This window comes from Microbacterium sp. NPDC058062, assembly GCF_042885375.1.
GTDB lineage: Bacteria > Actinomycetota > Actinomycetes > Actinomycetales > Microbacteriaceae > Microbacterium > Microbacterium trichothecenolyticum_C.
The window spans coordinates 114,789-136,887 of sequence record NZ_JBHVSC010000002.1 but is presented as its reverse complement, the minus strand read 5'-3'; the positions used below and the strand labels follow the sequence as shown (position 1 = coordinate 136,887).

Here is a 22,099-nt window from a genome sequence, read left to right as displayed (position 1 = left end):
GCCGCCGGGCCCCGCCCGGATCGGCGGCGGGCCGGAGGGGGCGGAGGAGCGATGATCGCCGTCCGCCGGATCGCCGGCAAGCTCGGCGGGCTGCTGCTCACGCTGTTCCTGGCATCCGTGCTCGTCTTCTTCTCGCGCTTCCTGGTGCCGGGCGATCCGGTGGCGTTCCTGCTGCGGGGGCGCAAGCCCAGCCCCGAGGCGGTGGCCCAGGTCACCGCGCAGTACGGTCTCGACCTGCCGCCGTGGCAGCAGTACCTCAACTGGGTCGCAGGGCTCCTCCACGGCGACCTGGGCCGGTCGCTGCAGTACCGGCAGGACGTCACCGTGGTGCTCGGCGAGCGGCTGCCCGTCACCCTCGGGCTGGTCGTGATGGCGGGCACGATGATCGCGGTCGTCGGCCTCATCGCCGGCGCGGTCGCCGCCCTCCACCGCGGACGCCTCGCGGACCGCTCGATCCTCATCGGGCTCACCGTGCTCGGCGCCATCCCGTCGTTCGTCGGATCCATCGTGCTCATCGCGGTGTTCGCGGTGCAGCTCGGCTGGTTCCCGTCGTTCGGGTCGGGCGAGGGGTTCTGGGACACGGTCTACCACCTCGTGCTTCCGTCGATCGCCCTCGCGATCGTGTTCGTCGTGCTGGTGGGCAAGGTGACGCGTTCGTCGATGATCGACCAGCTCGACCGTGAGCACGTCGAGGTCGCGATCAGCCGTGGCATCAAGCGCGGCACCGTGATCCGCCGTCACGTGTTCCGCAACGCCGTCGGGCCGATCCTGACGGTGAGCGGGATGCTGGTGGCCGGCCTCCTGGTCGCCAGCTCCATCGTCGAGGCGGCCTTCGGCCTCGCCGGCATGGGCTCGCTGCTCGTGCAGTCGGTCGACCGCCTCGACTTCCCGGTCGTGCAGGCGATCGTCCTCCTCGTCGTGACCGCGTTCGTGCTCGTGAACGCCGTGATCGACGTCCTCGAACCCTGGATCGATCCGCGATCCGCTGCCGGAGCCGGTGCCCGATGACGACAACGCCCACCCTCGCCGTGAAGGTGCTGCGCGCACCACGGCTGCCCCGCACCAGCCTGACGTTCGCGATCGCACTCGGAGTCCTCGCCGCGATGACGCTGGCCGCGATCTTCGCCCCGTTCCTCGCGCCGTACAACCCCGACGCCGTCGACTTCGCCGCGGTGAACGCGCCGCCGAGCGCCGCGCACTGGCTGGGCACCGACGGCCTCGGCCGCGACACACTGAGCCGCCTCATCTACGGTGCGCGCACGGCCCTGCTCGGTCCGCTCCTCGTGGTGATCGCGTCGACGGTGCTCGGCATCCTCCTCGGGCTCATCGCCGGCTGGCGCGGCGGCTGGATCGACTCCGTGCTCGGTCGCCTGTTCGACGTGCTGTTCGCCTTCCCGTCCCTGCTCATCGCGATCATGGCGGTCGCGCTCTTCGGCAAGGGGCTGGTCGCTCCCGTCATCGCGATGAGCATCGCGTACGCGCCGTTCGTCGCGCGCCTCACGCGCTCGCTCATCGCGGCCGAGCGCACCCGGCCCTACGTCGCGGCGTATCGCGTGCAGGGCTTCGGCGGTGCATGGATCGCGCTGCGGCGCGTGCTGCCGAACGTCACGCCCATCGTGGGCGCGCAGTCGACGCTCAACTTCGGGTACGTGCTCGCCGAGCTCGCCGCCCTGTCGTTCCTCGGCCTGGGCGTGCAGCCGCCCACCGCCGACTGGGGCGCGATGATCAACGAGGCGCAGGCCGGGCTCATCGGCGGGCACTTCCTGCCCGCGATCGTCCCGGCGGTGGCCGTCGTCGTGGTCGTCGTGGCCGTCAACATCATCGGAGAAGAGCTCTCCGACCGCATCGGTGGGGAGATCCCGGCATGAACGCAACCGAGACCGTCGCCGATCCTGCCGTGGCGCCGATCGCGCCGAATCCGGCACTGCTCGACATCCGCGACCTCACGCTCGACCTGCCCGACGGCACGCGGCTTCTGGACGGCATCACGCTGTCGGTGGCCGCGGGCGAGACCGTCGGCCTCGTCGGCGAGTCCGGGTCGGGCAAGTCGCTGACCGCCCGCACCGTGCTGGGGCTCGTGCCCGACCGCGCCTCGATCACCGGCGAGGTCGTGCTGGACGGCGCCGGAGTGCTCACCGCCCCCGCACCCGAACTCCGGCAGCTGCGTCGCCACGGCGCGGCGATGATCTTCCAGGATCCGCGGGCGGGCATCAATCCGATGCGGACGATCGGGGATCACCTCACAGAGGCGCTCCGCCTCGCAGAGGGATGGTCGACGGATGCTGCGCGCGCACGCGCCGTCGAGCTGCTCGAGGCGGTGCGCCTGCCCCGCCCCGAAGACCACCTGCGCCAGTATCCGCACGAGTTCTCGGGCGGGATGCTGCAGCGCGTCATGATCGCGGGAGCCCTGACGACGTCGCCGAAGCTCCTCGTGTGCGATGAGCCCACGACCGCCCTCGACGTGACCACCCAGGCCGAGATCATCGGCGTGCTCGCCGAGCAGCGCGCGAGCCGCGGCATGGGCATGCTCTTCATCACGCACGACCTCAACCTCGCCGCCTCGCTGTGCGACCGCGTGTATGTGATGAGCGGCGGGCAGGTTGTCGAGCAGGGCCGCGCGCACGACGTGCTGCGAGCCCCGCGGGCCGAGTACACGCGGCGCCTCGTCGCCGCGACCCCGACGCTGGTCGGCGCCGCACCGGGCGCGACCGCGGGTCACCGCATCGGAGGCTCTGCGGAACACGCCGGGCCGCAGCATCCGTCCACCGGCGTGTCGTCGGAAATCTCCGATTCTGTGCACGGCGAGCGGGGGACGGATGCTGCGCCCCCGGCGGGAACCGCAGCCGCCATGCTCGAGGCGGCAGGGGTGTCGAAGACGTATGTGCGCCGGGGCAAGGAGCCTGTGCGCGCGGTGATCGACGCGTCGGTCGCGGTGCCCCGCGGCGGCGCGTTGGGGGTGGTGGGGGAGTCGGGGTCGGGCAAGTCGACGCTCGCGCGCATGATCGTGGGGCTCGAGGCCGCCGACACGGGCGACATCCGCATCGACGGTCGCGAGCGCACCGCGGTCCCTCGCAACAGGCGCGAGCGGCTGGCCCACGCACGCAGCGTGCAGATGGTGTTCCAGGATCCGTACCTGTCGCTCGACCCGCGCATCACGGCGGGCCGGGCCATCGAGGACGCCCTGCGCCTGCACACCCGGCTGAGCGCGACCGAGGCACGGTCGCGGGTGCTCGACCTGCTCGCCCAGGTCGGACTGGGGGAGAAGCACGCCGCCGCGCGGCCGCGGACCCTCTCGGGCGGTCAGCGGCAGCGCGTCGCGATCGCCCGTGCCCTCGCGATCGAGCCGGACGTGCTCGTGATGGACGAGGCGACGAGCGCGCTCGACGTCTCGGTGCAGGCGCAGGTGCTCGACCTCGTCGACCGCATCCGGCGGGAGCGCGGACTCACCGTGCTCTTCATCAGCCACGACCTCGCCGTCGTCCGGCGCGTCTGCGACGAGACCGTCGTGATGCGCCGCGGCGAGATCGTCGAGCGCGGTCGCACGGCGGAGCTCCTTGCCGCCCCGCAGCACGAGTACACGCGGCTGCTCATCGACTCGGTGCCGAAGCCCGGGTGGGACGCCGAGGCGGCAGGTGCCGAGGTCGAGGCCGCGGGTGTCGACGGCGGCGCACCGGACGCGGGTGCGGACGACGGCGATGCGGAGGCCGCAGCGGTGGAGACGGCGAAGGCCGAGGCGGCCGGGCAGGCACGGTGACCCGCGTCCGGCGCAGGACGCCGGCGCGCGGGAGGATGGAGGGGTGTTCAGCGTCGAACTGATTCCGGATGCCGAGATCGACCGCGTGGTGCGGGAGGACTGGGACCGGCTGCTCGGCGCGGACCTGCCGAGCTCGGGACGCAACCCGGCGCCCAGCAACCGCCCCCACGTCACGCTCGCGGTGCGGGAGCATCTCGAGCCGTCGGCCTTTGCCGGAATCGCCGAGATGCTTCCCGTTCCCCTCGAGCTCGGAGGAGTGCTGCTCCTCGGCCACCGGGATCGGTACGTGCTCACGCGGCAGGTCGTCGCGACCTCCGCCCTGCTGGAGGTCCACCGCGTCGTGGCCGAGCTCGCCGGCAGACCCGAGCCCCGCTATTCGACCACGCGCATCGACCACTGGACGCCGCACATCACCCTCGCGCGCGGGCTGACCGCGGTGCGGCTGGCGACGGCGATGCGCACGATCAGAGCCCCGCACATCAGCGGCGAGGCCGTCGGCGCGCGGGTGTGGGATGCCGAGAACCGGCGCGTCATCACGATCCGGTGAGAGCGGTGCCCGCTGCGCGAGCGGTCAGTCCGCGAGGGCGAGCGCGCGGAACGGCTCTCGCGGCGCGGCGGGCGGCTGCGGGGTCCGTGCCGGCTGCTGCCGTGCGCGCATGGTGCGCAGGTAGAGCTCGTCGATGAGAGAGGTCGCGAGGCGCACGAGCTTCGCGATCTCGGCGTCGTCGCGGTCGACCCACGCGCACCGGGGCTCGTCGTCGACGGGTACGAAGCCGTCGTGCTGCTCCCACGCGACCAGCGTGCGCTCCGCGCCCAGCACGTGCTGCTGCCACCACACCTGGCGGAGGTAGCCCCGCGGGATGCTGCGCCACGCCTTGTTCGTCGTCTTGATCTCGGCGAGGGTGATGCGGCCCACGCTGTCGACCGCGATGCCGTCGGGGGTCGCGAGGTGGCGCTTCTCGACGACGGCGTGGAAGAGCGCGGACGACGGCTGGATGCCGTGCGTCGCCGCGACCCACGCCGCGATCTCCGGCTCGCGGGCACGTCCGTGTGCGGTGTACGCGTTGCCCGAGAAGCCCGAGCCGAGGAGCTTCGCATCGGCCGCGCGGGCGATCGCCCTGTCGGAGGTGAGGGTGGCGACGTCCGTCGCGGTGATGCCCCGGGACCGCGCGCGCACCCAGGCCACCCGGTCGCGGGAGTCCGCGACGATGCGGGCGGCCACCTCCGGTGCCTGCTCCGCGAGCCCCGACGGGTGCGCGACGGAGGGAACGGGATTCACCCTTCGAGGCTACGCCGCCGATGAGACATCCGCCGCCTGCGACGCACCGCGGCCGACGGACCTGCGGCGCGCAAGGGGGGGTTGCGGTCGGCGGTCACGGTGGCATCCTCGGGGCATGGACACCATGACGAGAGACGAGTTCCGCGCGTTCCCCGGTGTCGAGGACTGGCATCCGCGCGTGACCGGGGCGTTCGCGCTGTTCCGCACCGGCACGTTCGCCGCGGGGGCGCAGTTCTTCGGCGCGATCGCCGAACTGGCCGAGGCGGCCGACCACCATCCCGACGTCGACGTGCGGTACACGTCCGTGCGCGTGCGGCTCATGACGCACTCGGCCGGGGGGCTGACGGAGAAGGATGCCGCGCTGGCCGCGCAGATCTCGCAGGCCGCGCGCGAGCTCGACATCCCGGCCGACACCGGGCGCATGCTCGACGTGATGCTCGCCGTCGCCACACCCGACCCGGGGGCGGTCGTGCCGTTCTGGAAGGCGGCGACCGGCTTCTCGGAGGTGCGCGACGGCGTCCTCTTCGACAAGGACGGCCGCGGCCCGCTCATCTGGTTCCAGCCGGTCGACAAGCCGCTGCGGGGTCGGTCGCACCTCGACGTCAACGGACCCCGCGACATCATCGAGAAGCGGCTCGACGCCGCGCTCGCCGCGGGCGGCGTCATGGTCGACGACTCGCACGCGCCCGAATGGTGGACGCTCGCCGACGCCGACGGCCACAAGGTCGACCTCTGCCCCTGGCGCACCTGACGTCGCCGCGGCGCCGCCTGGCGGCCGAGGTGTCAGAACGCCGCGGCGCCGGCCTCCGCGACGGTCTGGTCCTGCTCGCCCGAGCCTCCGCTGACGCCCACCGCACCGACGACCTTGCCGTCGCGGCTGAGCGGCACACCGCCGGCGAAGATCGCGACGCCGCGGCCGTGCGCGTTGGTGGTGTGGATGCCGAAGAACTGCTGCGTCGGCTGCGAGTTGTCGCCGAGGTCCTTCGTCGAGATGTCGAACGCCTTCGACGTCCAGGCCTTGCTCATCGAGATCTCGATGCTGCCGATCCAGGCGCCGTCCTGGCGCACGTGCGCGACGAGGTTGCCGCCCGCATCGACGACGGCGATGTTCATGGGCTGGCCGATCTCGTCGGCGCGCTTCTCAGCGGCTTCGATCACACGACGGGCGTCTGCGAGGGTCACGGACATGGGGAGTTCCTTTCATTGCGGGACGGATGCCTCGGGCCGAGGCGCGGTCAAGCGGTCTGGATGTAGCCGTTGGGGTTGAGCACGTACTTCTTCGCGGCACCGTGGTCGAAGTCGGCATAGCCCTGCGGGGCGTCTTCGAGGCCGATCGGGGTCGCACCGACGGCGTCAGCGATGTGGACCTTGTCGTGGAGGATCGCCATCATGAGCTGCCGGTTGTACTTCATGACCGGGCACTGACCCGTGGTGAACGACAGCGACTTGGCCCAGCCGAGGCCGAGGCGCAGCGACAGGGAGCCGACCTTGGCGGCCTCGTCGATCCCGCCCGGGTCGCCCGTGACATAGAGCCCGGGGATGCCGAGTGCGCCGCCGGCCGCAGTGAGGTCCATCAGCGAGTTGAGCACGGTCGCGGGCGCCTCGTGCGAGGCATCCGATCCGTGTCCTCTCGCTTCGAAGCCGACGGCGTCGACGCCCGAGTCGACCTCGGGGACGCCGAGGATCTGCTCGATCTGGTCTTTGGGGTCGCCCTGGGAGACGTCCACGGTCTCGCAGCCGAACGAGCGGGCACGGGCCAGGCGGTCGGCGTTGAGGTCGCCCACGATGACGACGGCCGCACCGAGCAGCTGCGCCCCGACGGCGGCAGCCAGCCCGACAGGTCCGGCGCCGGCGATGTAGACGGTCGAACCCGGCCGGACGCCGGCGGTGTAGGCACCGTGGAAGCCGGTGGGGAAGATGTCGGAGAGCATCGTGAGGTCGAGGATCTTCTCGAGCGCCTGGTCGCGGTCGGGGAACTTGAGGAGGTTCCAGTCGGCGTAGGGGACGAGGACGTATTCGGCCTGTCCGCCGACCCAGCCGCCCATGTCGACGTAGCCGTAGGCGCTGCCGGGGCGGTCGGGGTTGACGTTGAGGCAGATGCCGGTCTTGCCCTCCTTGCAGTTGCGGCACCGGCCGCAGGCGATGTTGAACGGGACCGACACGATGTCGCCGACCTTGATGAACTCGACGTCGGGGCCGACCTCGACCACTTCGCCGGTGATCTCGTGGCCGAGCACGAGGCCCGCGGGTGCGGTCGTGCGGCCGCGCACCATGTGCTGGTCAGAGCCGCAGATGTTCGTCGACACGGTCTTGAGGATCGCGCCGTGGGGCACCTTCCTGCCGACGTTCGCCGGGTTGACGCCCGGTCCGTCCTTCAGTTCGAACTCGGGGTAGTCGGTGTCGATCACTTCGACCTCGCCCGGCCCCTTGTAGGCCACCGCTCGGTTGGCAGACATCGTCGTCCTCTCCGTCGCTCGAGACACGGTCGTGCGACTCTCGTGCTGCAGGCTCGCTGAGAGCCTTCTCCTTCCGGAGTGCTCGCGCAATGGGGCCGGGCATGCGGACGGTTCTGGCGCATCCCGCTCGATTTGGCGGAGACGCCGGGATCACGTACCCTTGTCGGAGCCGAAGACCGCCGGTCATCGACGTGCGTGCGAACGCATCGAGATCGAAGCACTGCTTACGCAGAGGCCCGCGCAGGTGTCACGAACGATTCTCCTGGATCAGGAATCCCGCTCCGTGCGCTTGCGCCGGAGCTTTTTTGTTGCCGTGACGAGAAGATGAGCGGATGCCTCCGGCCGGCGCCCCGCCACCGCGGAGCGTCTCACACACACAAGGAGTGACCATGGCGCAGAAGGACGCATCGGTTGCCGAGCTCACGAAGAACTTCGAGGACTCGAACGCCGTTCTGCTGACCGAGTACCGCGGTCTGACGGTTGCCCAGCTCAAGCAGCTGCGCAACAGCATCCGTCAGGACGCGGAATACGCCGTGGTGAAGAACACGCTGACCAAGATCGCCGCGAACAACGCGGGGATCACGTCGCTGGACGAAGACCTCAAGGGTCCGTCGGCCATCGCGTTCGTGCACGGCGACTTCGTCGCCACCGCGAAGGCTCTGCGTGACTTCGCCAAGGCCAACCCGCTTCTCGTGATCAAGGGCGGCGTTTTCGAGGGCAACTCCCTCAGCGCCGACGAGGTCAACAAGTACGCCTCGCTCGAGAGCCGTGAGGTTCTGCTGGCGAAGGCTGCGGGCATGATGAAGGCGACGATGGGCAAGGCTGCCGCGACCATCGACGCGCTTCGCGAAAAGCTGGAGACCGCCGAGGCCGCGTGAGCGACCGGCGATCTTTTCTCACAACCCCATCTATCTAGGAGATACATCATGGCGAAGCTCACCACTGAGGAACTGCTGCAGCAGTTCGCCGACCTCACCCTCGTCGAGCTCAGCGAGTTCGTGAAGGCGTTCGAGGAGAAGTTCGACGTCACCGCTGCTGCTCCCGTCGCCGTTGCCGGCGCCGGTGGCGCGGGCGCCGAGGCTGCTGCCGAGGAGGAGAAGGACTCGTTCGACGTCATCCTCGAGGCTGCCGGCGACAAGAAGATCCAGGTCATCAAGACGGTCCGCGAGCTCACCTCGCTGGGCCTCGGCGAGGCCAAGGCCGTCGTCGACGGTGCTCCGAAGGCCGTCCTCGAGGGCGCCAACAAGGAGACCGCCGACAAGGCGAAGGCCGCTCTCGAAGAGGCCGGCGCGACGGTTACCCTCAAGTAATCCCGCGCTGCTTCTGCAGCGATTCCACGAAGGCCCCGGATGCTCGGCATCCGGGGCCTTCGTCGTATCGCCGGCCCGCCTTCGTCCATGAGACTGCGCATTCTGTGAAACCCCTTTCTCGGGCTTCTGGCGCAGATTCCGGTTGATTTCACGGAAGCACTTGCGCTTCCGCATCCGTTCTGACAAGAATGAGAAAGCGCATTCCAGAAAGCGCATTCTCACCCTCGAAGACGAGACCGGAGGATACGGTGACGACGACGCACCGCCCTAGAACGCTGCCGCCGGGCCGCGCACGCGGAGGCACCGCATGAGCGCGATCGGCGAGCTCGGCAAGCTCAAGTCCGCGAAGAGCGACGGCAAGAAGCAGAACAAGGCCGCCTACCTCTTCCTCGCCCCCTGGTTCGTCGGGCTGATCGTCATCACGATGGGGCCGATGGTCGCCTCGTTGGGCCTCTCGTTCACCCGCTACAACCTGCTCAGCGCCCCGAAGTGGATCGGGCTCCAGAACTACGCCCGCATGTGGGAGGACGAGCGGCTCCACTCGGCGCTCCAGGTCACCTTCACGTATGTGTTCGTGTCGCTGCCGCTGCAGCTCGCCGTCGCGCTGTTCCTGGCGATCGTGCTCGACCGGGGCCTGCGCGGTCTGGCGTTCTACCGCTCCGCCTTCTACCTGCCGTCGCTGCTCGGAGCGAGTGTCGCGATCGCGATCCTGTGGCGCCAGATCTTCGGTGTCGACGGCCTCGTCAATCAGGTGCTCGCGGTCTTCGGCATCCAGGGGCAGGGGTGGATCTCGAACCCCGACACCGCACTCGGCACGCTCATGATCCTGAACGTGTGGACCTTCGGCTCGCCGATGGTGATCTTCCTCGCGGGCCTCCGTCAGATCCCGACGATGTACTACGAGGCGGCGGACGTCGACGGCGCCAGCCGGCGGCAGCAGCTGTTCCGCATCACGATCCCGCTGCTCACCCCGATCATCTTCTTCAACGCCGTGCTGCAGCTCATCGGCACGTTCCAGTCGTTCACGCAGGCGTACATCGTCTCGGGCGGCACCGGCGGGCCGGTCGACTCCACGCTCTTCTACACGCTGTACCTGTACCAGCAGGGCTTCACGAACTACAACATGGGCTACGCGTCGGCCATGGCGTGGCTGCTGCTGGTCATCATCGGCATTCTGACCGTCCTGATGTTCTGGACCTCGAGATTCTGGGTTTTCTACGATGACCAAGATTGACGACGCCGCCGCCACGACGGCCCCGCTCGCGACCGAGACGATCGTCACCGGCCGCCCTCCGCTCGCCCGCCGGCGCAGTCCGTTCCGCAAGCCCATGGCGAGCGTCGTGCGACACGTCCTGCTCATCGCCCTGGCGCTCGCGATGCTCTACCCCGTGATCTGGATGGTCGTCAGCTCGCTGCGGCCGAACGACGAGATCTTCCGCGATCCCAGCATCATCCCCGACAGCTTCGAGGTCTCGAACTACACCGACGGGTGGAACGCGCTCGCGTATCCGTTCAACGTCTACATGTGGAACTCGGCGCTGATCGTGATCGGCTGCATCGTCGGCAACCTGGTGTCGTGCTCGATGGCGGCCTACGCGTTCGCCCGCCTGTCGTTCAGCGGCAAACGGTTCTGGTTCGCGGTGATGCTCCTGAGCATCATGCTCCCGATCCACGTCATCATCGTTCCGCAGTACGTGCTGTTCTCCCAGCTGGGCTGGGTCAACACGTTCCTGCCGCTGATCGTGCCGAAGCTGCTGGCCACGGATGCGTTCTTCATCTTCCTGATGGTCCAGTTCATCCGGGGCATCCCGAAGGAGCTCGATGAGGCCGCGCGGATCGACGGGGCGGGCCACCCGCGGATCTTCCTGCAGATCATCCTCCCGCTCATGGTGCCGGCACTGGCGACGACCGCGATCTTCACCTTCATCTGGACCTGGAACGACTTCTTCTCCCAGCTGATCTTCCTGACCAAGCCCGAGCTGTACACCGTGCCCCTGGCGCTGCGGTCCTTCGAGGACGCGCAGAGCTCGACCAACTACGCCCAGATGTTCGCGATGAGCGTCGTGTCGCTCATCCCGATCTTCCTGATCTTCCTGTTCGGCCAGAAGTTCCTCATCAAGGGGATCGCGACGACCGGGATCAAGTGACGCTCGCGTCACGCACCTCTTCGCGGGCCGCAGGGCCCACCCTCATCACACCGCACCAACACCACTCACCGACTTCGGTCGAAAGGATGCAAGACATGCGACGCACCACAACCGCACCGCGCTGGTTGCTGCTGACCTCCGTCGGCGCAGCGACGATGCTGACGCTGACCGCGTGCGCGGGTTCGACGGAGACCCCCGCCACCGGACCGACCCTGTCAGACGAGCCCGTGACGCTCAGCTTCACCTGGTGGGGCAACGACGTCCGCCACGGCATCACGGAGGAGCTCATCGCGGCCTTCGAGGCCGAACACGAGAACATCACCATCGAACCGCAGTACACGGATTGGGCCGGCTACTGGGACAAGCTCGCCACCACGGTGGCTGCCGGCGATGCTCCCGACATCATCCAGATGGACGAGAAGCAGCTGTCGACGTACGCCGCCAATGGCGTGCTGCTCGATCTCGGCACCCTCGGCGACCAGCTGCCGACCGGTGACTTCCCGGAGTCCGTGCTCGGCACCGGCGCGCTCGACGGCACGCAGTACGGCATTCCTGTGGGCATCAACACCTACACCTACATGGCGAACGTGGATGTGCTGGACAGCCTCGGCATCGAGCTGCCCGACGACGAGACGTGGTCGTGGGACGACCTCAACAAGGTGGCCGAGGAGGTGACCGCCGCCAGCGGCGGCGCGGTCGTCGGCTCGCAGTCCTGGGGCTTCGAGGACGGCGGCCTCAACAACTGGCTGCGTCAGCACGGCGAGTCGCTGTACGCCGACGACGGCTCGCCCGAGGTGACCGCGAGCGAGAAGACGCTCGCCGCCTGGTGGCAGAACCTGCTCGACGTGACCGAGGCGGGCGGCACGCCCGTCCCCTCCGCGACGATCGAGCGCGAGTCGGCCGGACTCGCGGAGTCGTTCACGGCGACCAACCAGTCCGCCTTCGGCCCGTGGTGGTCGAACCAGGTCGCCGCCCTCCGCGACGCGAGCGGCCAGAACCTCGTCCCGCTCATGGTGCCGACACCGGACGAGGGCGACGACGCCGCCGCGTACTACAAGCCCTCGATGTTCTGGTCGGCGTCGGCCAAGACCGAGCACCCTGCCGAGGTCGCACTGTTCCTCGACTTCCTCGCCAACAGCGAGGACGCGGCGGACCTGCTGCTCGCCGAGCGCGGCGTGCCCGCGAACGACAAGATCCGCGCGTACATCACCCCGAAGCTCGACGAGGTCAATCAGGAGGTCGTCGACTTCCTCGACAAGATCGCGCCGCGGGTCGGCGACGCGCCGCCGGCGACCCCTCCGGGCGGCGGTGCGATCGAGACGATCATCGACCAGCACACGCAGCGCGTGCTGTTCGGTGAGGTGACGCCCGAGGACGCGGCCGCCAGCTTCATCGCGGAGCTGCAGCAGGCGCTCGACGACGCGGCGATCTAGCCGACGCGGGGTCGCGACACCGAGCGCGCGACCCCGTCGTCCCCAGGACTGTCCGGGGCCGGACCGAAGTGATGAGGGGTCCGGTCCCGGGCGGGCGCGCCGCGATGACGGAAGTCGTGCGGTCGAATGCGCCCCACCGCGCCCGTCGGCGCCCAAGATTGAGAGAGGAGGGGGATTCCTTGAGCGAGGTCACGTCGCGCCCGATCACGATGGCGCAGGTCGCACAGTATGCGGGTGTGTCGCAGGCATCCGTGTCGCGCGTCCTCAACGGCGTCGCCACCGTCGATCCCGCCATCGTGGCGAAGGTCAACCGCGCGGTGGCTGCGCTGAACTATTCGCCGAGCGAGGCGGCGCGCAGTCTCGTGCGGGGGAGCAGCCACACCATCGCGCTGCTGGTTCCCGACCTCGAGAATCCGATGTTCCAGGGCGTGCTGAAGGGACTCACCGTCGCCGCAGCGCGCGACGGCTACCGCGTGCTGGTCGCCGACAGCGCCGAGGCGGTCGGCGTCGAGGCCGACATCGCGAGCGAGGCGCGGAGCAAGTGCGATGCGCTGGTGCTAGTGTCGCCACGGATGCCGGACGCCGAGCTCCGCGACCTCATCCAGCGCACCACGCCGGTCGTGGTGGTGAACCGCCGCGTCGACGACACCGCGGCGGCGCAGCTTTCGGTCGACTACGCCACGGCTGTCAAGGAGCTGGGGATGCACCTGCGGGGCTTCGGCCACCGCCGCATCGCCTACGTCGCGGGTCCGGCCCTCAGCTACGCGAACGAGCAGCGGGCGCTGGGGCTCGGGGAGCTGGCGCGGGACCACCCCGACCTCGAGTTCCTCACCATTGCGGCGGGATCGAGCATGGAAGCGGGCTACGACGCCGCCGACGCCGTCCTCGAGACCGGGGCCACCGCCGCCATCGCCTTCAACGACCTCGTCGCGCTCGGGCTCATGTCGCGCCTGCGCGAGGTCGGCGTGGAGGTGCCCGAACAACTCTCCATCGTCGGGATCGACGACATCCCGCAGTCTCGTTTCGCCGCCCCTCCGCTGACGACCATGTCGGTCCCGCGGATCGAGATCGGGCGGCAGGCTTGGAATCGCATGCGTCACGCACTGGACGGCGAGAGCGCCGACCACCCCCTGTTCTACCGGCCCGTCCTCGTGGCGCGCCGGAGCTCCGGTCCGGCATCCCACGCCAGCGGCTGGGTGGGTCCGGCCCGTCCGGTCCTGCGGCTCGGGTCCACCGTCGTCGCCCAGTACGAGGAGGGCGTGAACGTCGACTCGGTGCTGTCGCCGCGCCCGTACCTCGACGCGGTGATCTCCCGTACCGGGACGCCGCTCACGGTGACCGAGCCGACCGACCACCCTCACCACCTCGGTGTGAGCCTCGCCATCGCCGACGTCAACGGCACGTCCTACTGGGGCGGGCGCACGTACGTGCGTGGCGAGGGGTCGGTCATGGTCCCCAACCACGGACGCCAGCGCCGGGACCGCCTGCACATCGAGGGGCACGCGCTCGACGAGCGGCTCAGCTGGGTGGACGAGCACGGCACGACGCAGCTCGTCGAGGTGCGGGAGCTCCGCTCCGCCGAGCTGGCGAACGGCTGGGCGCTCCGGTGGCGCAGCCACCTCAAGGCGACGCTCGACGCGATCACCTTCGGGTCCCCGGCGACGAACGGGCGCGACGGCGCCGGGTATGGCGGCATCTTCTGGCGGTTCGCCCCCGAGATCGCCCGGGTCTTCAGCCCCGCCGGCGACACCGAACGGGACGTGCACGGGGCGGCGACGCCGTGGATCGCCTTCACCTTCCCCGAGCGGGGCACCACCGTCGTGCTGACGCAGGGCGACGAGCGGCTGCCGTGGTTCGTCCGATTCGCCGAGTATCTCGGCGCCGGGCCCTCGGTGGCCTGGGACGAGCCGCGCACGATCCCCGAGGGCGGCGAGCTCGACCTCGAGCTGACGGCATACGTGCTCGACGAAGAGCTCGCCGACGCCGCGGCCGTCGAGGCCGCGCTTCCCGCGCTGCGCGCCGAGGCCGGCCTGTGACGGAGCGCCTTCGCGTGGGCGTCGCCGGCGTCCACGGCCACGGGCGCGGCCACGTCGACGCGGTGCTGGGCGCCGCGGACCTCGAACTCATCGCCGTCGCCGACCCCCGGGGCGGCGGCGACGTCCCCTCCGCGACGCGGGCGTTCACCGACGCCGTCGCGATGATCGACGCCGTCGATCTCGACGTCGTCGTGCTCAGCACCCCGATCCCCACCCATGCGGGCCTCGCGGGCCTCGCGCTCGCTCGTGGCGCCCACGTGCTGCTCGAGAAGCCGCCGGTGGCATCGGTCGCCGATCACCACGCGCTGGTCCGGGCGACGGATGCCGCCTCCCGCGCCGTGCAGGTGGGATTCCAGTCGCTCGGCAGTGCCGGAGTGGCGGCGACGACGGACGCCGCGGCGTCCGGGGTCATCGGCGAGGTGCTCCACTACGGCGCGGTCGGGCTCTGGTCACGGTCGGAGGAGTACTGGCGACGCGCGCCGTGGGCGGGGCACCGCGTGATCGACGGGCGACCGGTCGCCGACGGCGTCGCGACCAACCCGCTGGCCCACGCTCTCGCGACGGCGTTCGCGATCGCCGGCGCCGCGGCCCCCGAGGACGTCGTCGCGATCGACGCCGACCTCCGGCGCGCGAACGACATCGCCACCGACGACACGTCTTCGCTCGTCGTCGGACTGCGCGGGGGAGCCCGGGTGGCGGCCGGTCTGGCGGTGACCGCCGCGACACGTCACGAGCCGTACGTGCTCGTAAGGGGCACGCGCGGATTCCTCGTGTACGTCTACACGCTCGACTCGCTCCACGTCCACCGTGATGGAGCGGCGCTGCCGCGCACGTACGCGTTCGAGCGCACCGGCCTGCTCGACAACCTCGTCCGCCACGTCCGCGCCGGGGACGCTCTGCTCGCCCCGCTGGCACGCACCGGTGCTTTCACCCGCGTGCTGGAGGAGATCGTCACCGGCCCGCCGGCAACCCCGATCGCTCCGCGGCTGGTACGGGTCGAGGCATCCGCCGGCGAGACGTTCCGCACGGTGATCGGCGTCGAAGAAGCGGTCGAGCGCGTGGCGTGGGAGGCGCGCACCTTCCGCGACCTCGACCTGCTCTGACGCGTCGGCGTCAGCCGGTGCCGAGCGGGCCGACGCCGATGATCGCGGAGGCGTCGTCGTCGACCGGGGCGGTGGAATTGCGCACCACGAGCGGTGACGACTCGTACATGCGGTGGGTGGGGGCGTCGGGGTCGTCGAGCTGCCACATGAGCAGCTGCACCGCGGCGCGCCCCTGCTGGTGCGGCCGCTGCTGCAGCGTGGTCAGCGAGAACATGTCGGCGTAGGCGTGGTCGTCGATGCCGACCACGCTGAGCCGCTCCGGAACCCGGATCCCCAGCCGTCGTGCGGCGATAATCGCGCCGACCGCGACCTCGTCGCACACCCCCACGATGGCGGACGGCCGGGTGCGACGATCGCCGAGCAGCTCGACGGCCGCACCGTACCCGCCGGGCATCGTCACCTCGGACTGGACATGGCGGGCGGATGCCTCGAACCCGGCGTCGCGCATCGCCGAGAGATATCCGTCCAGGCGCCGGCCGTCGCCGAAGCTGGTGCGGCGTCCGTCGGGGTCGCCCCCGAGGAAGACGATCTCGTGGTGCCCCAGGCCGATGAGGTGGTCGGTGGCGATCCGGGCGGCCGCCTCGTCGTCGATCGAGACGGCATTGGTGCCGACGTCGTAGCCGCCGACGGCGACGACCGGCTTGCCGAAGGCGACGAGCCGCTCGAGCTCGCGCGCGCTGGGTTCGATGCCGACCGCGATCAGCCCGTCGAACCTCTTGCGGGCGAGGAAATGCTCGAACATCTCGCGGCGAGCGGCCGACTCGGGTGGCGCGCCGTAGAGGGCGAGGTCGTACCGCCGTTCGAGCAGCGCGTCCTGGATGCCTTCGAGAACCTGGGCGAAGAACCACCGGTCCAGCGACGGCATGACGACACCGACGGTCTGGGTGCGTCCTGTCACCAGGCTCACGGCGCTCGTCGTGGGGACGTAGCCCAGGGCGGTCGCAGCATCCCTCACCCGCTGGCGAGTGGCGGCGGAGACGTACCCCGAGCCGGTGAGAGCACGCGAGGCCGTCGACTTCGAGACGCCTGCCGCCCGCGCAACATCGGCGATGCCCGCCATCGGGTCCTCCTCGCGCCCCCGGGGACGCCGCCGTCACCCGGGATTCTGGAACCGGTTCCAGGGGTCATCATGCCGTGATCGCGCATCCGGCACCAGTCCCGGTGGCGGTGTTTACCGAGTTGTGACCCCGGGTCATTGTGCGCTCTGGCGGCATCCCCTAGTTTGAGCATGGAATCGGTTCCCGATCTCACATCTGTGGAGCCCGAGAGGCGTGGCTCCGCGAACTCAAAGAGGAGGCAGACACATGACTGCACTGCGATCACGTCGTCGACACGGCTACATCGCGCTGGGACTGACGGCCGTCGCGGCACTCACACTCGCCGGCTGCGCCGAGGGCGGCGACGACGGTGGCGACAGCGGCTCGGTCGAAGGAGAGACCGTCGAGATCGCCGGTGGCATCACCGGCTCGGAGGCGGAGAACCTCCAGAAGACCTTCGAGCAGTTCGAGAAAGACACCGGCATCACCGTCAACTACACCGGTGACAAGGGATTCGAGGGCAACATCGTCACCAAGGTGGCGGGCGGCTCCGCTCCCGACATCGCCATCGTTCCCCAGCCGGGGCTCTTCCGCTCGCTGGTCGACACCGGCGAGGTGAAGGAGGCCCCCGCCGACGTCGAGGCCAACGTCGACCAGTACTGGTCCGAGACGTGGAAGAAGATCGGCACGGTCGACGACACGTTCTACGCGGCGCCCATGCTCGCGAACCTGAAGGGCTACGTCTACTACTCGCCCAAGAGCTTCGCGGAGTGGGGTGTCGAGATCCCGACGACGTGGGACGAGCTCATCACGCTGACCGACACGATCCGCGAGAAGACGGGCACCACGCCGTGGTGCGCGGGATTCTCTTCGGAGGCTGCCTCGGGCTGGCCGGGCACGGACTGGGTCGAGGACCTCGTCCTGCGGCAGGCCGGACCGGACGTCTATGACAGCTGGGCAGACGGCGACACACCGTTCACCGACCCGGACATCGAGGCGGCGTTCGACTCCGTCGGCGAGATCCTGCTCAACCCCGACTACGTCAACGCCGGATTCGGCGACGTCAAGAGCATCAACTCGACCGCGTTCGGCGACCCGATCGCCGCGGCCGTGGCCAACGGCACGTGTGCGCTGACCCACCAGGCGTCGTTCCTGACGGCGAACTTCCTCACCGCGCAGACGGCGGACGGGCAGACCCCGACGGTCGCGCCTGACGGCGACGTCTACGCGTTCATCCTTCCTGGCCCGGAGGCGGGCGAGCTCGCGGTCGAAGGTGGCGGTGAGCTGGTGACGGCGTTCTCGGATGACGCGGCCACGCAGGCGGTGCTCGAGTTCATGTCGACGCCGGAGTTTGCCGACGCCCGCGTGAAGCTCGGCGGTGCGATCTCGGCCAACACGGGCGCCGACCCGACGCTGGCATCGAGCGAGTTCCTCACCGAAGCCATGAAGATCGTGCAGGACCCGAACACCGTGTTCCGGTTCGACGCCTCCGACCTGATGCCGGCGACCGTCGGTTCGGGTTCGTTCTGGCGCGGCATGGTCGACTGGATCGACGGCAAGCCGACGCCGCAGGTGCTGGAAGACATCCAGGCGGGGTATCAGGACTGATCCACCGCATCCTGGTGCCGGGTCCGCGCGTCCGCCGCGCGGACCCGGCGCCGGGGTGATTCATCCGTCGACGTCGACGGGGGAAGGCAGAACATGTCTCAGACCACAACATCGGCGGCCGATGAGGCGCAGGGGACGCCGCCGCCGGAACGCGGAGGAAGGAAGCCTCCGTCACGGAGGACGACGCTGCTCGTGGTCACGATCGGGTTCATCCTGATCGCGGCACTGGTGGTCTTCCTCCTGCTCAGCCCCGCCAACCCCGACGCCAGGCCGGTGTCACTGGGGTTCTCGTACAACTCCTTCTTCCAATGGATCGGCAACCTGGGGCCGATCGTCCAGATCCCGATCATCCTGCTGGTCTTCGCCGCCGTGGTCGCGATCCTGCTCGTGCTCATCGAATTCGCGCCCCGCCAAGGCAGGGGCTACTTCTGGCTGCGGCTCATCTCGTGCTTCGCCATCCCGTTCCTCGCCTTCATGCTGCTGCGTCCCTATCAGGGGGCGGTCATCTACGTGATCGCCATCGCCCTGATCGCGGGCGGCCTGTTGTTCTGGGCAGACCTGCGGGCCCGCGAGGGAGCCGGCTACCTCTACCAGCTCACCCTCTTCATGGCCCCGGCGGCGATCGCGATCCTCGTCGGTCTCGTCTATCCGAGCATCGCGACCATCATCCAGTCGTTCTACGACAAGACCGGCGAGAACTTCGTCGGCATGGAGAACTACGTCTGGGCGTTCACCAACCCGCAGGGGTTCTGGTCGATCATCAACACCCTCATCTGGGCGATCTTCGCCCCGATCTTCGCGACGATCGTGGGTCTGGCCTACGCCGCGTTCATGGAGCGGGCGCGCGGTGAGCGGCTGCTCAAGGTGCTGGTGTTCATGCCGTTCGCGATCGCGCCGGTGAGCATCAGCCTGATCTGGAAGTTCGTCTACGACTACCGTCAGGGCGACCAGATCGGCATCCTCAACGCCGTCGTCGTCGCCTTCGGCGGCGAGCCGGTCCGGTGGCTCGACACCTGGCCGCTGGTGAACACGTTCTGTCTGCTCTTCGCGTTCGTGTGGGCGCAGACCGGGTTCGCGATGGTCGTGCTCTCCGCGGCGATGAAGGCGGTGCCGGTCGAACAGCTCGAGGCCGCCCAGCTCGACGGCACGTCGGCCTGGCAGCGGTTCATCAACGTGACGGTGCCCGGCATCCGCACCTCGATCATCGTCGTGCTGACGACCATCACGATCGCCGCGCTGAAGCTGTACGACATCGTGGCCGTGATGACCGGTGGCCGGTCGAACTCGACCGTGCTCGGCTTCGAGATGGTGAACCAGCAGCAGCGGTTCCAGAGCTACGGTCACGCGGCGGCGCTCGCCGTGCTGATCTTCGTGTTCGTGACGCCGCTGATCGTCTACAACGTCATGCAGCTGCGCAAGCAGAGGGAGGTGCGATGATGACCGCCGTCGACTCCAAGACCACGCCGCAGTTCAGCAAGGCGGACGCGCGGAAGGTGGCGCGCGAGACGCGTCGCAACGAGGCGCTGGCACACAAGCGGCTGACGTCGCCGGTCGCCACAGTGATCGCGATCGCGATCGCGTTCCTGTGGACGATCCCGACGCTGGGACTCTTGATCACGTCGTTCCGGCCGGGCGCCGCCTCGGCGACGACGGGCTGGTGGACGGTCTTCACCAATCCCGACTTCACGCTCGGCAACTACCAGGACGCGCTGACGTCCGGTGGCACGGCGCTGACGCTCGGCGAGTCCTTCCTCAACTCCCTGGCGATCACGATCCCGGTCACGATCTTCGCCCTGGCTGTCGCGTCGCTCGCCGCGTACGCGTTCGCCTGGATGGACTTCAAGGGCCGCGGGTTCCTGTTCGTCGCGGTGTTCGCCCTGCAGATCGTCCCGATCCAGATGGCACTCGTGCCGCTGCTGAGCCTCTTCTCGAGGGGGCTCCAGATCGGCGACGTGCAGATCTTCCCCGGCCTCGAGATGCGCGACGTCGATCACAGCTTCGCGACGGTGTGGATCGCCCACGTCATCTTCGCGATGCCGCTGGCGATCTTCCTCCTGCACAACTTCATCTCGGAGATCCCCTCCGACGTGATCGAGGCGGCTCGCGTCGACGGCGCCGGGCACGGGCAGATCTTCTTCCGGATCATCCTGCCGCTCGCGACGCCGGCGCTCGCGTCGTTCGCCATCCTCGAGTTCATCTGGGTGTGGAACGACCTGCTCGTCGCGACGATCTTCGCCCCGACGACATCGCTGCCGATGACGCAGACGCTGAATTCGTTGTCCGGCACGTGGGGCAACCAATGGTTCCTCGTGTCGGCCGGAGCGTTCCTGGTGCTGTTCGTCCCGATCATCGTGTTCCTCGCGCTGCAGCGGTTCTTCGTGCGCGGACTCATGGCCGGCGCGACGAAGGGCTGATCGACCACAGATGACGGATGCCGCGAGCCTGCGTCTCACGCAGGGTCGCGGCATCCGTTTCTGGTGCTGTCGTCGCTCTCCGCGGTCAGCCGGTGCAGCCGAGGCGGGTCTGGATCGATTCCATCGCGTCGATCTCGGCGGTCTGGCCGTTCTTGATCGCGGTGGCGACCTCGAGGGCGCGCGGGTCGGTGCCGAGCTCGAGGAGAGCCTCCGCCATCGGGATCGCGCCCTCGTGGTGGCGGATCATGAGCGTGAGGAACTGGCAGTCCGCCGCAACACCCGTCGCCGCCTGGAGCGCGGCGATCTCGTCGGCCGACGCCATCCCCATCGCCGCGTGTGCCTCTTCGTCGGTCATGGGCTTGGCGGACGAGCCACCGTGCGCGTGGCCCGCGTCCGAGGCATCCATCCACTGCATCATCGGCCCGCCGGACTGGGAGAGCCCCCACTGGACGAGCCAGTCGAACATCTCGCCGCGCTGGCCGGCCTGACCGGTGGCGATGTCGTATGACAGCACGCGGAGCTCGTCGTCGTCGGTCTTGCGATAGATCTCCATCGCCATCTCGATCGCCTGCGCGTGATGCACCTGCATGTCTCGCGAGAACCCGGCCTCAGGCGAGTTGGTGCCGGGACTCGACGCAGCCGCCTGTGAGCCGAACGTCGAGAAGCGCCCCACCGCGAACGCGAGGCCCGCGATGAGGATGAGCGCCACGGCGACGACGAACCATCGCCGGGAGCTTCCCGTCGAGGGCTCGTCCGACACGCCGCGACCTACTTCTTGCCGGGAGCGTCGTACGCGCCGGTGCAGGCGGCGTTCGGCTCGGGGGCGTTGGTGCTCTTCCAGTACGCCTTGATGAACTCCTCGATGCGCGCGTCGTCCGCCGAGTCGACCTTGAGCTGGGCGTTCCACGCGCTCAGCGCGATGGGGGTGTCCATGTCGTCGTAGGGCGAGAGCACCGTGTAGGTCGAGGGCAGTTCGCCCTCGAGCTTGGCGATGTCGTCGGCGGACACCTGCGCGGGGTCGTACGTGACCCACACCGCACCGTGCTCGAGCGCGTGCACGGCGTTCTCGTTCGGGACGGGCTCCGTGTACACGCCGCAGTTGAGCCACATGGCGTTGTGGTCGCCGCCGGCCGGGGGAGTCTGCGGGTACTCGACCGCGCCCTCGACGTGGTTCGCCGTGTTCGTGAAGGTCTCGACGCCCTCGATGCCGCTGCCGTCGCTGTCGCCGCGGGCGTACGACGGGGCGGGGGCCGGCGCGAAGACGATCGAGGCGACGATCGCCGCCACGACCAGGACGGCGGCGGTCGAGCCGACGATCCACCACACGAGCTTGCTGCGCTTGCGCTTCGCGAGCTGCTTCTGGTACTCGGCGAGCTTCTCCTGGCGCTTCTGCTCGCGCTGCTGCTTGACCGTGAGGTCGATCTTGGCCTGGGTGGCGGGGTTGCCGCTCTTGCGCTGGTCGTCGGGGGTCGGGGTCATGCTCGTGATCTCTGCCAATCGATGAACAGGGGTCTGGGCGCCC

21 protein-coding genes are annotated in these 22,099 nt (G+C 69.4%); 15 read left to right on the top strand and 6 right to left on the bottom strand.

What is annotated here, in order from left to right:
- Positions 1–51: 51 nt before the first annotated feature.
- From ACFVSU_RS05310 to ACFVSU_RS05295, 4 genes are read left to right on the top strand one after another with little or no spacing between them, the layout of a single operon-like run.
- Positions 52–1,008: an ABC transporter permease gene (locus tag ACFVSU_RS05310; protein WP_387139116.1), complete on the top strand. Its 957-nt coding sequence runs from the start codon at positions 52–54 to the stop codon at positions 1,006–1,008.
- Positions 1,005–1,868 carry an ABC transporter permease gene (locus ACFVSU_RS05305; RefSeq protein ID WP_310285105.1) on the top strand — a complete coding sequence of 288 codons (864 nt, stop codon included), beginning with the start codon at positions 1,005–1,007 and terminating at the stop codon, positions 1,866–1,868. The genes ACFVSU_RS05310 and ACFVSU_RS05305 overlap by 4 nt, the downstream gene beginning before the upstream one ends.
- The gene (locus tag ACFVSU_RS05300) at positions 1,865–3,754 is read left to right on the top strand and encodes a dipeptide ABC transporter ATP-binding protein (RefSeq protein WP_387139113.1); all 1,890 of its coding nucleotides are present in this window, start codon (positions 1,865–1,867) and stop codon (positions 3,752–3,754) included. Before ACFVSU_RS05305 ends, ACFVSU_RS05300 begins: the two co-directional genes overlap by 4 nt.
- Positions 3,755–3,797: 43 nt before the next feature.
- Positions 3,798–4,301: a 2'-5' RNA ligase family protein gene (locus tag ACFVSU_RS05295; RefSeq protein ID WP_375871025.1), complete on the top strand. Its 504-nt coding sequence runs from the start codon at positions 3,798–3,800 to the stop codon at positions 4,299–4,301.
- Between the two features lie 24 nt (positions 4,302–4,325).
- Here the strand turns inward: ACFVSU_RS05295 and ACFVSU_RS05290 are convergent, their stop codons facing one another.
- Positions 4,326–5,033, bottom strand: a complete 708-nt coding sequence (locus tag ACFVSU_RS05290) for a YqaJ viral recombinase family protein (RefSeq protein ID WP_387139110.1) — start codon at positions 5,031–5,033, stop codon at positions 4,326–4,328.
- 115 nt (positions 5,034–5,148) lie between these two features.
- Here ACFVSU_RS05290 and ACFVSU_RS05285 point away from each other — a divergent pair, with 115 nt between their 5' ends.
- Positions 5,149–5,784 carry a 4a-hydroxytetrahydrobiopterin dehydratase gene (locus ACFVSU_RS05285; protein WP_387139107.1) on the top strand — a complete coding sequence of 212 codons (636 nt, stop codon included), beginning with the start codon at positions 5,149–5,151 and terminating at the stop codon, positions 5,782–5,784.
- A gap of 32 nt (positions 5,785–5,816) precedes the next feature.
- Here the strand turns inward: ACFVSU_RS05285 and ACFVSU_RS05280 are convergent, their stop codons facing one another.
- Together ACFVSU_RS05280 and fdhA are read right to left on the bottom strand one after the other, a co-directional pair.
- Positions 5,817–6,221 (bottom strand): heme-binding protein, encoded by a 405-nt coding sequence (locus ACFVSU_RS05280; protein WP_310245123.1) that lies wholly within the window; start codon positions 6,219–6,221, stop codon positions 5,817–5,819.
- Between the two features lie 47 nt (positions 6,222–6,268).
- A complete protein-coding gene (fdhA, locus tag ACFVSU_RS05275; protein ID WP_387139103.1) occupies positions 6,269–7,489 on the bottom strand; it encodes a formaldehyde dehydrogenase, glutathione-independent in 1,221 nt (406 codons plus the stop codon).
- Positions 7,490–7,878: 389 nt separating this feature from the next.
- On the opposite strand from fdhA, the gene rplJ reads away from it, so the two are divergent.
- From rplJ to ACFVSU_RS05240, 7 genes are all read left to right on the top strand, one after another.
- Positions 7,879–8,367, top strand: coding sequence for a 50S ribosomal protein L10 (gene rplJ / locus ACFVSU_RS05270; protein WP_310285091.1), 489 nt, complete (start codon positions 7,879–7,881; stop codon positions 8,365–8,367).
- Positions 8,368–8,415: 48 nt separating this feature from the next.
- A complete protein-coding gene (gene rplL, locus ACFVSU_RS05265) occupies positions 8,416–8,799 on the top strand; it encodes a 50S ribosomal protein L7/L12 (protein WP_387139100.1) in 384 nt (127 codons plus the stop codon).
- Between the two features lie 307 nt (positions 8,800–9,106).
- Positions 9,107–10,033: a carbohydrate ABC transporter permease gene (locus tag ACFVSU_RS05260; protein ID WP_387139097.1), complete on the top strand. Its 927-nt coding sequence runs from the start codon at positions 9,107–9,109 to the stop codon at positions 10,031–10,033.
- On the top strand, positions 10,020–10,946 hold the full coding sequence (locus ACFVSU_RS05255; protein ID WP_375871031.1) for a carbohydrate ABC transporter permease: 927 nt from the start codon (positions 10,020–10,022) through the stop codon (positions 10,944–10,946). The genes ACFVSU_RS05260 and ACFVSU_RS05255 overlap by 14 nt, the downstream gene beginning before the upstream one ends.
- 95 nt (positions 10,947–11,041) lie before the next feature.
- Positions 11,042–12,379: an ABC transporter substrate-binding protein gene (locus tag ACFVSU_RS05250; RefSeq protein WP_387139094.1), complete on the top strand. Its 1,338-nt coding sequence runs from the start codon at positions 11,042–11,044 to the stop codon at positions 12,377–12,379.
- Positions 12,380–12,558: 179 nt separating this feature from the next.
- Positions 12,559–14,415, top strand: a complete 1,857-nt coding sequence (locus ACFVSU_RS05245; RefSeq protein ID WP_387139091.1) for a DUF6807 family protein — start codon at positions 12,559–12,561, stop codon at positions 14,413–14,415.
- Positions 14,412–15,518 carry a Gfo/Idh/MocA family protein gene (locus ACFVSU_RS05240; protein WP_387139088.1) on the top strand — a complete coding sequence of 369 codons (1,107 nt, stop codon included), beginning with the start codon at positions 14,412–14,414 and terminating at the stop codon, positions 15,516–15,518. Before ACFVSU_RS05245 ends, ACFVSU_RS05240 begins: the two co-directional genes overlap by 4 nt.
- 10 nt (positions 15,519–15,528) lie before the next feature.
- Here ACFVSU_RS05240 and ACFVSU_RS05235 read toward each other — a convergent pair whose 3' ends face one another.
- Complete coding sequence (locus ACFVSU_RS05235) at positions 15,529–16,578, bottom strand: LacI family DNA-binding transcriptional regulator (RefSeq protein WP_387139084.1); 1,050 nt, start codon at positions 16,576–16,578, stop codon at positions 15,529–15,531.
- Positions 16,579–16,822: 244 nt separating this feature from the next.
- On the opposite strand from ACFVSU_RS05235, the gene ACFVSU_RS05230 reads away from it, so the two are divergent.
- The 3 genes from ACFVSU_RS05230 (at position 16,823) to ACFVSU_RS05220 (ending at position 20,577) form a co-directional block, all read left to right on the top strand.
- Entirely contained in the window at positions 16,823–18,163 is a 1,341-nt protein-coding gene (locus ACFVSU_RS05230; protein WP_387139080.1) for an ABC transporter substrate-binding protein, read from the top strand.
- 93 nt (positions 18,164–18,256) lie between these two features.
- Positions 18,257–19,600: a carbohydrate ABC transporter permease gene (locus ACFVSU_RS05225; protein ID WP_387139077.1), complete on the top strand. Its 1,344-nt coding sequence runs from the start codon at positions 18,257–18,259 to the stop codon at positions 19,598–19,600.
- On the top strand, positions 19,600–20,577 hold the full coding sequence (locus tag ACFVSU_RS05220; protein ID WP_387139074.1) for a carbohydrate ABC transporter permease: 978 nt from the start codon (positions 19,600–19,602) through the stop codon (positions 20,575–20,577). The genes ACFVSU_RS05225 and ACFVSU_RS05220 overlap by 1 nt, the downstream gene beginning before the upstream one ends.
- Before the next feature lie 85 nt (positions 20,578–20,662).
- On the opposite strand, the gene ACFVSU_RS05215 is transcribed toward ACFVSU_RS05220, so the two are convergent.
- Both ACFVSU_RS05215 and ACFVSU_RS05210 read right to left on the bottom strand, forming a co-directional pair.
- On the bottom strand, positions 20,663–21,337 hold the full coding sequence (locus ACFVSU_RS05215) for a DUF305 domain-containing protein (RefSeq protein WP_387139071.1): 675 nt from the start codon (positions 21,335–21,337) through the stop codon (positions 20,663–20,665).
- A gap of 8 nt (positions 21,338–21,345) precedes the next feature.
- Entirely contained in the window at positions 21,346–22,056 is a 711-nt protein-coding gene (locus ACFVSU_RS05210) for a DUF3105 domain-containing protein (RefSeq protein ID WP_387139068.1), read from the bottom strand.
- Positions 22,057–22,099 lie beyond the last annotated feature (43 nt).

What these genes read in the sequence shown, in the direction of transcription:
- ACFVSU_RS05210 (WP_387139068.1), bottom strand. Translation starts at nt 22,056, where the DNA reads ATGACCCCGACCCCCGACGACCAGCGCAAGAGCGGCAACCCCGCCACC.
- ACFVSU_RS05250 (WP_387139094.1), top strand. Translation starts at nt 11,042, where the DNA reads ATGCGACGCACCACAACCGCACCGCGCTGGTTGCTGCTGACCTCCGTC.
- ACFVSU_RS05235 (WP_387139084.1), bottom strand. Translation starts at nt 16,578, where the DNA reads ATGGCGGGCATCGCCGATGTTGCGCGGGCGGCAGGCGTCTCGAAGTCG.
- fdhA (WP_387139103.1), bottom strand. Translation starts at nt 7,489, where the DNA reads ATGTCTGCCAACCGAGCGGTGGCCTACAAGGGGCCGGGCGAGGTCGAA.
- ACFVSU_RS05300 (WP_387139113.1), top strand. Translation starts at nt 1,865, where the DNA reads ATGAACGCAACCGAGACCGTCGCCGATCCTGCCGTGGCGCCGATCGCG.
- rplL (WP_387139100.1), top strand. Translation starts at nt 8,416, where the DNA reads ATGGCGAAGCTCACCACTGAGGAACTGCTGCAGCAGTTCGCCGACCTC.
- ACFVSU_RS05230 (WP_387139080.1), top strand. Translation starts at nt 16,823, where the DNA reads ATGACTGCACTGCGATCACGTCGTCGACACGGCTACATCGCGCTGGGA.
- ACFVSU_RS05225 (WP_387139077.1), top strand. Translation starts at nt 18,257, where the DNA reads ATGTCTCAGACCACAACATCGGCGGCCGATGAGGCGCAGGGGACGCCG.
- ACFVSU_RS05220 (WP_387139074.1), top strand. Translation starts at nt 19,600, where the DNA reads ATGACCGCCGTCGACTCCAAGACCACGCCGCAGTTCAGCAAGGCGGAC.
- rplJ (WP_310285091.1), top strand. Translation starts at nt 7,879, where the DNA reads ATGGCGCAGAAGGACGCATCGGTTGCCGAGCTCACGAAGAACTTCGAG.
- ACFVSU_RS05305 (WP_310285105.1), top strand. Translation starts at nt 1,005, where the DNA reads ATGACGACAACGCCCACCCTCGCCGTGAAGGTGCTGCGCGCACCACGG.
- ACFVSU_RS05285 (WP_387139107.1), top strand. Translation starts at nt 5,149, where the DNA reads ATGGACACCATGACGAGAGACGAGTTCCGCGCGTTCCCCGGTGTCGAG.
- ACFVSU_RS05255 (WP_375871031.1), top strand. Translation starts at nt 10,020, where the DNA reads ATGACCAAGATTGACGACGCCGCCGCCACGACGGCCCCGCTCGCGACC.
- ACFVSU_RS05310 (WP_387139116.1), top strand. Translation starts at nt 52, where the DNA reads ATGATCGCCGTCCGCCGGATCGCCGGCAAGCTCGGCGGGCTGCTGCTC.
- ACFVSU_RS05280 (WP_310245123.1), bottom strand. Translation starts at nt 6,221, where the DNA reads ATGTCCGTGACCCTCGCAGACGCCCGTCGTGTGATCGAAGCCGCTGAG.
- ACFVSU_RS05260 (WP_387139097.1), top strand. Translation starts at nt 9,107, where the DNA reads ATGAGCGCGATCGGCGAGCTCGGCAAGCTCAAGTCCGCGAAGAGCGAC.